The 11,605-nt window shown below is 58.3% G+C and carries 10 protein-coding genes and 2 pseudogenes; 1 reads left to right on the top strand and 11 read right to left on the bottom strand.

Annotated elements, in window-relative coordinates; all coding sequences use genetic code 11:
- Positions 1–453: 453 nt before the first annotated feature.
- The 8 genes and pseudogenes from NKI15_RS31745 to NKI15_RS31710 all read right to left on the bottom strand — a co-directional run bounded on the left by NKI15_RS31745 (position 454) and on the right by NKI15_RS31710 (position 6,784).
- Positions 454–1,428: a LysR family transcriptional regulator gene (locus NKI15_RS31745; protein ID WP_352888147.1), complete on the bottom strand. Its 975-nt coding sequence runs from the start codon at positions 1,426–1,428 to the stop codon at positions 454–456.
- 64 nt (positions 1,429–1,492) lie between these two features.
- On the bottom strand, positions 1,493–2,281 hold the full coding sequence (locus NKI15_RS31740; protein ID WP_023687364.1) for an ABC transporter permease: 789 nt from the start codon (positions 2,279–2,281) through the stop codon (positions 1,493–1,495).
- A 3-nt stretch (positions 2,282–2,284) separates the two neighbouring features.
- On the bottom strand, positions 2,285–3,196 hold the full coding sequence (gene nodI / locus NKI15_RS31735; RefSeq protein ID WP_352545564.1) for a nodulation factor ABC transporter ATP-binding protein NodI: 912 nt from the start codon (positions 3,194–3,196) through the stop codon (positions 2,285–2,287).
- Between the two features lie 54 nt (positions 3,197–3,250).
- Positions 3,251–3,484, bottom strand: a pseudogene (locus tag NKI15_RS31730) (carbamoyltransferase N-terminal domain-containing protein); the annotation flags it as partial.
- 34 nt (positions 3,485–3,518) lie between these two features.
- Positions 3,519–4,148, bottom strand: coding sequence for a nodulation methyltransferase NodS (gene nodS, locus NKI15_RS31725; protein WP_352596284.1), 630 nt, complete (start codon positions 4,146–4,148; stop codon positions 3,519–3,521).
- A gap of 14 nt (positions 4,149–4,162) precedes the next feature.
- Complete coding sequence (gene nodC / locus NKI15_RS31720; protein ID WP_352840839.1) at positions 4,163–5,521, bottom strand: chitooligosaccharide synthase NodC; 1,359 nt, start codon at positions 5,519–5,521, stop codon at positions 4,163–4,165.
- Between the two features lie 13 nt (positions 5,522–5,534).
- Positions 5,535–6,194 carry a chitooligosaccharide deacetylase NodB gene (gene nodB / locus NKI15_RS31715; RefSeq protein WP_023672235.1) on the bottom strand — a complete coding sequence of 220 codons (660 nt, stop codon included), beginning with the start codon at positions 6,192–6,194 and terminating at the stop codon, positions 5,535–5,537.
- Entirely contained in the window at positions 6,191–6,784 is a 594-nt protein-coding gene (locus tag NKI15_RS31710; RefSeq protein ID WP_023685029.1) for a NodA family N-acyltransferase, read from the bottom strand. The genes nodB and NKI15_RS31710 overlap by 4 nt, the downstream gene beginning before the upstream one ends.
- Before the next feature lie 237 nt (positions 6,785–7,021).
- Between NKI15_RS31710 and NKI15_RS31705 the strand changes: the two genes are divergently transcribed.
- A complete protein-coding gene (locus NKI15_RS31705) occupies positions 7,022–8,047 on the top strand; it encodes a LysR family transcriptional regulator (RefSeq protein WP_023807977.1) in 1,026 nt (341 codons plus the stop codon).
- An 80-nt stretch (positions 8,048–8,127) separates the two neighbouring features.
- Here the strand turns inward: NKI15_RS31705 and NKI15_RS32080 are convergent.
- From NKI15_RS32080 to NKI15_RS31695, 3 genes and pseudogenes are all read right to left on the bottom strand, one after another.
- Positions 8,128–8,355: pseudogene (locus NKI15_RS32080) on the bottom strand (IS1634 family transposase); the annotation flags it as partial.
- Positions 8,356–8,644: 289 nt separating this feature from the next.
- Complete coding sequence (locus NKI15_RS31700; RefSeq protein WP_023703127.1) at positions 8,645–9,676, bottom strand: LacI family DNA-binding transcriptional regulator; 1,032 nt, start codon at positions 9,674–9,676, stop codon at positions 8,645–8,647.
- Positions 9,677–9,980: 304 nt separating this feature from the next.
- Positions 9,981–11,309 carry a dicarboxylate/amino acid:cation symporter gene (locus tag NKI15_RS31695; protein ID WP_023706359.1) on the bottom strand — a complete coding sequence of 443 codons (1,329 nt, stop codon included), beginning with the start codon at positions 11,307–11,309 and terminating at the stop codon, positions 9,981–9,983.
- Positions 11,310–11,605 lie beyond the last annotated feature (296 nt).

Below are 11,605 nucleotides of genomic sequence, written 5' to 3'. Positions count from 1 at the left end.
CGCCGCTGATCAACACAATGCCCCAAATCGCGGAAGTCAGAGGGAAGGGTCTCAAAGCTGAATCCTTTAAGGAATGGTTGTCACGTAAGTCTCCGGAGGCTGGCGACCCAGCTCCCTATATTGCTCCCCGACCGGCAACCGACTGCATCCGCTCGCTGGTTCAGGATCAGTGCTCCCGCCGAATATGTTTGGTCCCGGCATTTAATGGAGCGGGTCAACAACACCGTCCGGCTGAAAGTTTGGAAGGGATTCATCGTGGTCGGCCGCAAGGGCCCGAACAGGCTTCCGCCTCCACACCTTCAGGCGCGTTCATATTCGTCATCGGACAATTGCAGAAATCGATTGCTTGGATAGGCACACATTTACGAAATGGATTCACTCTCGTTCGCTTCGCCCTTCTGCTGAGCAGTTGCGGGGTCGCAGGCGGCGGGGCATCGCCATCCATGCCTCCTCTCATAGTCGAGGGGGGGGCATTTTCTCAATTTGGGGACAACTGAGACGTCCGGTGCTCTTAGGCAGAGGAATCATACGAGATCCCTCCTGCAACATCATTTCCCGCATCCACAGGCTTGCCGGATCACTATTGTGGAGCGCAGGCCATTGAACGGCCTCCGTGAATGCGGGAGGAAGTGGCGGCGGAAGTTGGACAATCCGCAGGGGTGTTGTTTTTGCGAAATGCTGCGCCAGCCGTAAGGGCATGGTCCCGATGCGGTTGGTGCCGGATACAACGGGCGGGATCAGGCTAAAGCCGTGTACGACAACTTCGATACGTCTCTCGATACCGTGCTCAAGCAGATACCATTCCTCGATGGAGAGCTGCCGGGTGTCCCCGAATTTGAGGACAACCTGCCCCATCGATAAGTATCGCTCCAATGTAAGTGGCTCTGACAGCTGCTTGTTCGTGCGGCAGCCTACGCATACGAGCTTATCTTCGAACAGGGCTGCGCGAGGATGTTTCGACATGAATACTTCCGGCATAATTAGAAAATCAACGTCGCCGCGCCGGAGAAGCTCCTCGGGGTCGTCGCAAATAGGCAGACATTCAAAGCGAACGGCGGGAGCTTCCTGCGCAGCGCGCTCTACTATCTTCCTAAAAAATACGAGCGTGATGTAATCGGAAAGGATGATCCGGAAGCGACGATCCGATTGGGCTGGGTTGAAGGCGTCCCAGGAAATAATCGATAGCTGGATGTGCAGCAATGCCTCCCTGACTGCTGGGGCGAGCCCCTCAGCGCGCGGTGTCAAAATGAGCTCGCGGCCGCTCATCGTAAATAGCTCATCGCTGAAATAGGCGCGTAACCGAGCAACGGCGGCGCTCATTGCCGGCTGGCTCAGGTTGATACTGCGAGCCGCCGCGGTGACTTTACGTTCCCTGACCAGAGCGTCCAACACAACGAGGAGGTTCAGATCGAGTCCTTTAAAACGCATGTCTTAATCTAGGCGGCGTGTGAATGGGTTGCGCCCAAACATTCAATTCGAATGGTGAGTAGCGTCAACGCATCAGCCTTCGACGAAAAAGAGCAATCGAAAAGAAGAAGGGCAAAACCGTGTATATGCAAAGCGCGCCGATATGCAGGCCCATTTTGTCAATCGGACGGCCAAGCATCGCTGGACGAATGAGGTCGATTGCATGTGCGAGCGGCAATAAGGAGGCAGCATACTGAAAAGCGCCGGGCAATTGGTTGACCGGAAACATCGCGCCGCAAAGGAACAGCATGGGTGTAATAACAAGCGTATTATAAAATATGAAATATTCATAGCTGGGCGCAAGCGCCGTGACGACCATCGCTAGACTCGCGAAGGCGAGGCCATTGAGAGCGATGACTGGCAGCAAGCAGAGGATGGATGGCCACGATGCGTATCCGAGCGTGGTGGCAACAATAGTGATTGCTGTGCCCGCCATGAGGGCCTTCGTGGCTGCCCACGCCAATTCGCCGAGTAAGATATCGCCGAGCGTCAGCTGAGTGCACAGCATTCCTTCCCAGGTGCGCTGGTCGCCCATGCGGCCGAAACTCCCGTAGACCGTTTCAGCGGTCGCCGATGCCATCACGCTTGTGGCAACCATGCCAGCCGCGAGAAACGCAATGTACGAAGTGCCCTCAACAGGACCTATCATTGTTCCGATGCCAAAGCCGAGACCGAACAGATAGATCATCGGATCGGCGAGGTTGCCGAGAACCGATGCAAGCCCGATTTTCTTCCATCCAAGATAGTTGCGGCGCCAAACCGCGACCCAATTCCACGCATTGGCGGGCATGCCCGCCGCATAACGTTCGCCCATTGTTCAGTCCTCCATCTCGCGCCCGGTTAACCGCAAAAACACATCCTCGAGATTGGGGGGACGCTGCAGAAGGCGTAGACCCGTGCGCCCGCGTAGCTGCGCCAGCACCTGCTCCGGATCGGGTGCATAGCAAAAAAGCGTCTCACCGCTCACCTCGATGCGCTGTGCGTACGGCCGGATCAGCGCACCCAGTTCATGCGGATTGCCGCCGTAGACCTCGACCACGTCACAGCCGATCTGCTCGTCAATGAGTTCGGACGGGCGACCTTCGGCGATCTTGCGCCCCTCCTCCATAACGCACAGCCGATCGCACAGCCGCTCGGCCTCTTCCATGAAATGGGTAGTCAAAAGAATAGTCTTGCCCCGCGCCAGCAGCGATCGCAGCCGATCCCAGATCAGGTGGCGGGCCTGCGGATCGAGGCCGGTGGTCGGCTCGTCCATCACCAGCAAGTGCGGGTCATTGATCAGCGCACGCGCGAGCGTCAGGCGCCGCTTCATGCCGCCGGACAGTTCGGCGACGCGCGCATCCGCTTTGTTCTCGAGGCGGGCGAACTCAAGCAGCGATGGTATGACCGCATCGATCTGGCGTCTGCTCATCCGGAAGTAGCGCCCGAACACCAACAGGTTCTCGCGTACAGTGAACGCGGCATCAAGATTGTCGAACTGCGGGACCACGCCGATGCGCATACGTGCCAAACGCGCGCGCGCCGGCACTGGAGCGCCGAGCACAGTAATCTTCCCCGCATCAGGCGTTGTCATGCCGAGGACCATACGCGCAATCGTGCTTTTGCCCGCGCCGTTCGGTCCCAAGAGCCCGAAGCATTCCCCCGCCGCAACGCGGAACGACAGCCTGTCGACAACGAGCTTGTCATAAGTTTTGCTTACGTCAGTAAGGTCGATCGCTACCATGGACATGGGTACATTTTACCGAGAGGGACGACAAAACTGGCGGTTGCTTGGTTGCCTGCCGACCTGAAACTGTGACTCGTCTTCGCCATCCGCGCCGTCGATAACGAACTGATCGACATCACAAGGATCTAGCCGCTGCTCCGCTAAAGCGGCAACAATTGCGTCGAGATTATCGATGGATTGGTAACGCGGATCGTTGTGCCGCTTTTCCTGGTCAACGCAGAAGACGAGCCGTCCATCCTCGACCAGGGCGATCGCCCCATCATGGGTCAGCTTGGTACCACAGATTCGCATAGTGTCTCCACGTTAACGGCGATAGATCGATTCATCAGGAAGCGGAAATCGGGTTCCGGAAACGGACGAGCAAGCAGTCTTCGTTGACCGACTCGCCCCGACACTCAAGACGCTCTACCTCGATCAACGTTTCGTTCAGCATGGCGATGACCGGCTCAGCACCAGCGGCGTGACCCCAGCGACGGCAATTAGCATCCCTTGCCGATCCGAAGATCAGATGCCCGCCGGGCGCAAGCACCCGCACCAGGTTTTTGACGGCCGCGCGCATCTCGGCTATGTCTCCGAGGTAGTAGAGGACCTCCGCCACAACGATCAGGTCAAACAACTCGTCGGTCGAAAACTGTTGAACGTCGGAGACTATCCAGTTGATGCGCGACGGCTCCTTTATCCGTTGACGTGCTCGAGCAATCGCTTGCGCCACGACATCGATGACGGTGAGCCCTTGGCAGTAGGGGGCTAGTTTTTCCGTGAATGCGCCGGCAGCGCACCCGACTTCGAGGGCATTTGTAATGGAGCCTTGGGCAAGCGCCAGCTGGAGCATTTGCGTGTGGCGCTTCCGCTCGAACGGATTGCCGTCGAGGCGCCACGGATCGTCTGCGGCCAATTCCCGATCAAGCAACTGATGATTCGCGTTCTGGGTCAAACTCGTGCACCTCTCGTCCATTAGGTAATTAGCGATCACTCGTCGCCGCAAATGTTGTCCGACAGGACTAATTCCGAAGAATCCCGCGCAAGATTGAGCCTGCGAAGCGGAGCCGAATGGGGCGAGAGTTCTGCCCTGCTGGAACCAGTGATCGGAGCTTGGGTGGGGGCCTGTTTTCCCCCAGTGTTCGATGTAGCGACAGCAGAGCTTCGCGACAGCCAATCGCTATTGCTCAAGGTACACAGCGCGTAGGCCTTCAACGGAAGCAAGAGAAAGACGTTGATGAACGTGTGCAGCGAAAAGCCAAGAAATCGAAATTGTCGAGCACGAAATGCTACCACGCTGCATCGGAGCATGGTCATGGACACAATCATCAGTCCTGTCCACCAAGGCACAGTGCCTGTCAGTGCGAAATGTGCGAGGCCCGTTAATACCGATAGGGCGAGGAGTAGCGCGCCGAGATTCTGTCCGACCACGTCCAACGTGAGATAGCTATTTAGGCTAGGCAGCAAGCGCAGCCCAAGCAGTGTGTCCCGGAATGTGCTTCGTGCCCAACGGAGTTGTTGGCGCAGATACGGTCCGAGTCTGTTCGGAACGACTGTGGCCGCGATGGCGCTCGGAACGTATTCGGTTCGAAAGCCTGCTTTCAGCATCAGGATAGTGAGATGGCGATCCTCACCGAAGTCGCTTGGCTTGCCCCGAAAAAATTGCGACTCGTACTGGTCCAGTAACAAAAGGAGCGCAGACCGGCGGTACATGGCACATGGGCCGCAACAGCACATAACGGCACCGAAGCGAGCCTGTGCCGCGCGCTCCTCGTTGCAAGCCAGCCAGTACTCCATGTCTATCAGCCTGGTCAGCCAGCTCTCGGTTCGGTTACTGGCCGTCAACTGACCCATGACTGCGCCGACCGCTGAATCTCGCATCTTCGGTACAAGCTTGGAAATGACGTCGGGCGCGAGTACCGTGTCTGAATCAACGTTAAGCACCAGATCCCCTGATGAGCGTCGTATCGCGGCGATCTGCGCCTTGCGCTTTCCAACATTCTCGGGAAGCAAAATGATGTCGAACCTGGGGTCGCGCGCGTAGTCTTCGTGGACAGTTCCTAAGGCTTCGCGATTTCCAGAACCGTCATCAACCAAATAGACCCGAAGTCTTCCGGCGTATTCTTGGTCTGCAATGGAAGCCAGGCACTCTGAAAGCGTGCGCGGATCCTCGTTGAAGCAGGGGACGATGACATCGACGCTGGGCAGTTTGTCGGAGCCGGCGAGAACCTCCAACGCCGACGAATCCTTTGTCGGCATAGCATAAAGCCCTTGCATGCTCTTATAGGCAGTCGAGAGCAGTGCATAAAGCGAAATGGCCACAGTGCTGGTTGTACCAAGAAGAGTCATGGGATCTCGTTGTTCAGTGATGTTGAGGAAGTGAGCGGATTACAAATCCGCGCTCACGCAGTGCTGGAATCAGCCGGGACAGCGCCGTGACCGTCTGGTCGCGCATGCCGGCGTGAGCGCCCTGGCTCAACTCGCCGGGAGGGCATCCGTCGTGCAAGAGTACAATTGCGCCCGGCCGGACGGAGGCGAGCACTTTATCGATAATCGCCTCGACTCCAGGGCGAGACCAATCTCGAGGGTCGACGGACCAATGAAGGGCCGCCAGCCCGGCGATCTGTGATGCTGTGCAGACTTCTTCGCTCCAGGCGCCGTAGGGCGCGCGAACAAAGCGGACCGAGGCCTGCGGGCACGCTCTCATGATGGCGTCGTTCGCTTCAAAGACCTCACGTTGCACTTCGCCGAAACCGCATTGGTACAGATCCGGATGAGACATCGTGTGGTTGCCTACCTCGTGCCCTTCTGCGATCATCCGTTGGATTAGATATGGGTGCTCTAAGGCGTAGGCGCCGATGACGAAGAAAGTCGCCGGCACCCGCTGCTCTGCCAGCACGTCGAGAATCTCCGGTGTGAAAAGTGGATTGGGACCGTCGTCAAACGTCAGATAAACGCTTCGACGGCCGGTGCCGTCAGAGCACTCACGGCGCACTTCGTACAAGCAATCGGACCGGCTCATAGCTCTGGTCCGTTCCGATCTATCATCGTGCCCGTGGGCCATTCGCTGATCGGCCGTCCAACTGGCAGAACAATTGTGAGTGCGTCATCGATGCGTGTGGGCGGCAGGTCGAGGCGGGCCTCTGGTCGGGTGGAGCGCACGCGAATTCCCGACAAAACGGCCATAGGGCTGTATCGCCGTCCGAACCTCTCAACATGATTCCGCATCGCGTCCCTGACCGTTCCGAAAGCGAATGGAACGCCAAGCTCCTGCAGTATTGGAAGCATGACATGGATTGAATGGGCGATTCCCAGACCCTCAAGGTCCGGACGTACCCCGTACAGGCCCAGTTCAGCCACCAACAGGTCGACCGCGTCGACCTTGATGAAACGGCGCAGTATGCCCATGTGAGCCGCTACACCGCTTGAATCATAGGCGATTACGCGGAGTTCAGGCCTGGCTCCGGCCCAGCTTCGACTACCTTCGAACGGTTCTGCGTTGGACGCCCCAGTCGGCCCATACGTATCACGAAAGAACTCGGCGAGCTTAACGTGATCGGAGAGCTGCAACTCGTTTTCCCAGCACAACTTCCACTGCACCTGATGGCGCATTCAGGACCTCTCTTCATATTGGTTTTTGCGGCCGCATTACTCGACCAAAGCGGCGTTGGTGGCTGCACTCAGCCGTTGTCGTTGGCGAAGGTGAGCCAGACGCTCTCTCGAGTTCCGGCCCGTGTCGTCGATTTGAGCTTGACGTCGCTCACTTTCCGTTCCTCTAATGCATGGCTCGTAAATTCGTAAAATTGATTGTTTGAATGATACGCATCCACACGTTGGATAGAACATGACATGCGTTTTAAAGGGCTGGATCTAAATCTCCTCGTTGTGCTGGACGCTCTGATGAGGGAGCGTAAAGTCACTGCCGCGGCTCGCAGTATCAACCTGAGCCAGCCGGCCATGAGCGCCGCCGTTGCTCGGCTACGCGCCTATTTTAACGATGAGCTATTTACGATGAACGGCCGCGAGCTCATTTTGACGCCGCGCGCCGACGGGCTCGCCCCAGCAGTCCGGGACGCATTGCTGCACATCCAGCTATCGATTATTTCCCCCGACGCCTTTAACCCGGCCCAATCGGATCGTCTCTTCCGAATCATGCTTTCCGATTACATCACGCTCGTATTTTTTAGGAAGATAGTAGAGCGCGCTGCGCAGGAAGCTCCCGCCGTTCGCTTTGAATGTCTGCCTATTTGCGACGACCCCGAGGAGCTTCTCCGGCGCGGCGACGTTGATTTTCTGATCATGCCGGAAGTGTTCATGTCGAAACATCCTCGCGCAGCCCTGTTCGAAGATAAGCTCGTAGGCGTAGGCTGCGGCACGAACAAGCAGCTGTCGGAGCCACTTACATTCGAGCGATACTTGTGCATGGGACATGTTGTGCTCAAATTCAGGCACACCCGGCAGCCCACCATGGAGGAATGGTATTTGCTCGAGCACGGTTTCGAGAGACGTATCGAAGTTGTCGTACAGGGCTTTAGCCTGATCCCGCCCGTCCTGTCAGGCACCAACCGCATCGGGACCATGCCCTTACGGCTGGCGCAGCATTTCGCAAAAGCAACACCCCTGCGGATTGTCCAACTTCCGCCGCCACTTCCTCCTCCTGCATTCACGGAAGCCGTCCAATGGCCTGAGCTTCACAATAGTGATCCGGCAAGCATGTGGATGCGGGAAATGATGTTGCAGGAGGCATCTCGCCTGGCGCCTTTGCCTGAAATCATTGAGCGTCTCGGGCACGCCGATCCGACCTTTCGTTTCTTGGTACCGACTGCCACCTCGAAATCGCGTGCGAAGTCCCGGAAGATGTTGAGCCCCACCTAATCACCGCCTGTAAGACAGGCTGATCAGCATGTTCGACAAGCGCCGGCGCGGCGCGTGTTACCTACGTTCTGGGGCTGATCTCAGGCGAGTTGCTCGTCGAGGATGTGTGGCAGAGTGATGCCAGCTGCCTTGATTGCCCGCTTTGGCCGTAGGTGGTGACGACGCGAGCATTCTTTTCGATGGCGGCTTCTGGAGGCGGACGCGATCGCGTAGGAGCGGTTGCCCTTCGGGCGTCGGGCCTTTGGCCCGGCAGAGCGGCGCAGTTCCTTGCTAAGTGCGAGGGGCCGGAACGAGCAGAACACACGCCCGGGCTGCTACTGAATTGACGCCGCCTCGATTTGCGTGCGAAGTCCCAGAAGATGGTTAGCCCGGTTAAATTCCTACCTTGCCGGCTGTGCCGCGGCTTTTCACGTGCAGCCAGGCGAGGAGATGGCGGTCGACGAGGTCGACCCCAAATGGACTGTGCTGGCCTCGCTCGGCTCTTGCCGTGCGGGATCATTGACCACACCCCCTGCACGAGAACGTGGGCATGTTGGCAAGTGAAGCCGGTGGAGGTTGACGCTGCGGATCTAGGCAATCTACCTCGCGCTTCCGCCTTCATATATTTTCCGGCAGATGGATGTCGAACGGCAGAAATGTCTGTCCGGGTGTTTCAGCGGTGCCGGTCTCGATAGCCCGTGTCATCAGCGTTATCAGCTCCTGGCAAAGCCGGCGCATTGGCGTGGCGACCGCCATCGTGACGATGTTATCTGCGAGCGCTGCCCGAGACTCAGGTGTGATTTCATTCACGATCGCGACGAGATCCCGACTTTTGCCCTCTTCTCGGAGCGCGGAGATCGCGCCCTCCATGCCGCCGCCGGCGACATAGAAGCCGACGAGCTCGGGCTCCCGCTGCATGAGATCAAGCGTTGCCTCGTAGGTGATCTGCCGTTTCTCGAGGTTCATGACCGGATCCAGCACCTCGAACGTGGGCGCGTTCTCACGGCAATAGGAGCGAAAGCCGACGTCACGGAGCTCGTGCCCCTGGAAACGATGGCTGCCGACAAACACCGCCACTTTGCCGGGCCGTTTTGCGACCTTGGACACCATCCAAGCGGCCGTGCGCCCCACCTTGCGGTTGTTAAGGCCGATATACCCCTGTCGCACGCCGGCGGCGAAGTCGGAAAGCAGCGAGAAAACCGGAATGCCCTTGGCCTTGAGGTCCTCAACCGCTGCTGTGATTTTCGGGTGGTCCGGTGCCACCATCGCGATTGCATGGCAGCGTGCGCCCAACTCCTTGAGCGGCGCGATCAGGTCGCTCGGCATATGTGACGGGGCGAATTCGACGAGCGGAATGCCGTGGAAGGACTGGGCCAAATTGACCGATGCTTCGACCTCGCGCGCTAAATCTTGGTAGAAATGCTGGGCCGGTTTTCTCAAGATGAAGCCCAGACGGTAGTGCGGTAGGTCTCGCCGCAACCGCTGCTTGATTAGCCCGGCAGCATGATAGCCGATCGCCTGGGCGGCGTCGTGGACCCGCCGCGCGGTCTCCTCGCGCACCGGATGGCGGGCGTTCAGAACCCGATCGATCGTTGCTACGCTGACTCGGGCTTCGCGGGCGAGATCGGCAATTGTGGGGCGCTTGGTCATAGGTCCTATTCTGATTGGTTTTTGACGCGGGCCGGCTCTCTGTCCGCCTAGCGCGTTTCGGTTTCGGGTGGCAAAGTGAAGACGTCCCCATACGAATGGGCACAACGTGTTGGACGAACATCATTGCAGACGTAAACCGGCCGGGTATACTGAAAGGCTCATTCGCTTAAAGGGCGGTGAAGATTTGCACTCACACATTTAGCGCTTCTGATACATGGTCCGTGAGGAGCCGTTTAGAGGCTGCGGGTCGGTCGTTCAGTTATGTGACCAGCTAAGCGACTTGACAGGTCGTGGGCCGCCCACCTTACTTGCAGGAGGGTAGCCGGTTTGATGCCTCGGTAAGCTGATGACCGCTGAAGGCAGCTTTCATCTGTGCTCGGTCCAACTCTCCTTCCCAGCGTGCGACGACGAGGGATGCCACTGCGTTGCCGACGCAATTCGTCAGCGCCCGGCATTCGGACATGAATCGGTCGATGCCGAGTATCAGTGCCATCCCAGCAACGGGAACACTCGGAACTACCGCGAGCGTAGCCGCCAGGGTGATGAAGCCCGCACCTGTCACACCTGCAGCGCCCTTGGAGGAAAGCATTGCTACGAGCAGCAGCAGCACCTGATCGCCGATGGACAGATCCGTGTTCGTCGCCTGTGCGATGAAGAGAGCCGCTAGCGTCATGTAAATATTCGTGCCGTCCAGATTGAACGAATATCCGGCCGGGATGACGAGACCCACAACCGAACGCCTGGCGCCCGCCTTCTCCATTTTCTCCATCAGCGACGGGAGCGCCGCCTCCGAGGAGGATGTTGCGAGGACAAGCAGCAGCTCTTCCTTGATGTAACGAATGAGAGAACAAATCGAAAAGCCGTTGTAGCGGCAGACCGCGCCGAGAACCCCGAACACGAAGAGGAAGGCGGTGAAATAGAACGTCGCGACCAGCATCGCGAGGTTGACCACCGAACCGATGCCATATCTGCCGATGGTGAAGGCCATCGCGCCAAAAGCGCCGATCGGCGCGGCCTTCATCAGAATTCCGACGAGCTTGAAGACAGGCACAATGAGCGCCTGGAGGAAGGAAACGACAGGCTTGCCCGTCTCTCCGGCCATCGCAAGCGCCATGCCGAACAGAACCGAGAAGAACAGCACCTGCAGGATGTCGCCTTCCGCGAAGGCACCGACGATCGTTGGCGGGATGATGTTCATCAGGAAGCCGGTGACCGACTGCGCTTTGGCTTTTGCGGCATAGGTATTCACGGCCTGGACATCGAGCGAGGCCGGATCGATGTTCAGGCCGTCGCCAGGCTGGACGACATTGGCGACGATGAGGCCGACGATCAGCGCGAGCGTTGAGAAGGTGAGGAAATAAACCATTGCCTTGCCGGCGACCCGGCCGACCTTATGAAGATCGTTCATGCCAGCAATGCCGGTCGCAATTGTCAGGAAGATGACAGGCGCGATGATCATCTTGACCAGCTTGATGAAGGCATCACCCAGCGGCTTCAGGCTCTCGCCGGTCTCCGGATAAAAATAGCCAATTGCGACGCCGAGCGCGATGGCGGCAAGCACCTGGGCGTAGAGCTTGGTGTAGAAGGGTTTGCGGGGCGCGGGACTCGCGCCGCGGACTTGTGCAGCTGACACTGTTTCTCTCTCCCTGACCGGATCGAGGTGGCGTGACTTCTCCCGGGCTTCTCCCTATCGCGGCGCTCCGGTCGAACGCTGCACCAACGCCGCCGCAATACCCATGCCAGATGAATCCGCATCCCCTGAACTGACGTGGGCTCGCCAATGATGGAGGAATGCGGTGTCAGACCAGCGGGCAAGGTCGCGGTCCGAACGCCCTTGGGTAGTGTGCTGAGAGTTCTGCAAATTCGCTGAGAGGGGGCGGTCATGGCAGGCTGGTGATTGTTCACGTCACCTGATTCCCGCGAAGGAAC

It is taken from the genome of Mesorhizobium sp. M0862 (assembly GCF_040319795.1).
In the GTDB taxonomy this organism is placed as follows: domain Bacteria; phylum Pseudomonadota; class Alphaproteobacteria; order Rhizobiales; family Rhizobiaceae; genus Mesorhizobium.
This window is presented reverse-complemented; position numbering and strand designations above follow the sequence as displayed.

Excerpts from the sequence above, each read along its gene's own strand:
- NKI15_RS31745 (WP_352888147.1), bottom strand. The coding sequence starts at position 1,428 with ATGCGTTTTAAAGGACTCGATCTGAACCTCCTCGTTGTGTTGGACGCT.
- NKI15_RS31740 (WP_023687364.1), bottom strand. The coding sequence starts at position 2,281 with ATGGGCGAACGTTATGCGGCGGGCATGCCCGCCAATGCGTGGAATTGG.
- nodI (WP_352545564.1), bottom strand. The coding sequence starts at position 3,196 with ATGTCCATGGTAGCGATCGACCTTACTGACGTAAGCAAAACTTATGAC.
- nodS (WP_352596284.1), bottom strand. The coding sequence starts at position 4,148 with ATGGACGAGAGGTGCACGAGTTTGACCCAGAACGCGAATCATCAGTTG.
- nodC (WP_352840839.1), bottom strand. The coding sequence starts at position 5,521 with ATGACTCTTCTTGGTACAACCAGCACTGTGGCCATTTCGCTTTATGCA.
- nodB (WP_023672235.1), bottom strand. The coding sequence starts at position 6,194 with ATGAGCCGGTCCGATTGCTTGTACGAAGTGCGCCGTGAGTGCTCTGAC.
- NKI15_RS31710 (WP_023685029.1), bottom strand. The coding sequence starts at position 6,784 with ATGCGCCATCAGGTGCAGTGGAAGTTGTGCTGGGAAAACGAGTTGCAG.
- NKI15_RS31705 (WP_023807977.1), top strand. The coding sequence starts at position 7,022 with ATGCGTTTTAAAGGGCTGGATCTAAATCTCCTCGTTGTGCTGGACGCT.
- NKI15_RS31700 (WP_023703127.1), bottom strand. The coding sequence starts at position 9,676 with ATGACCAAGCGCCCCACAATTGCCGATCTCGCCCGCGAAGCCCGAGTC.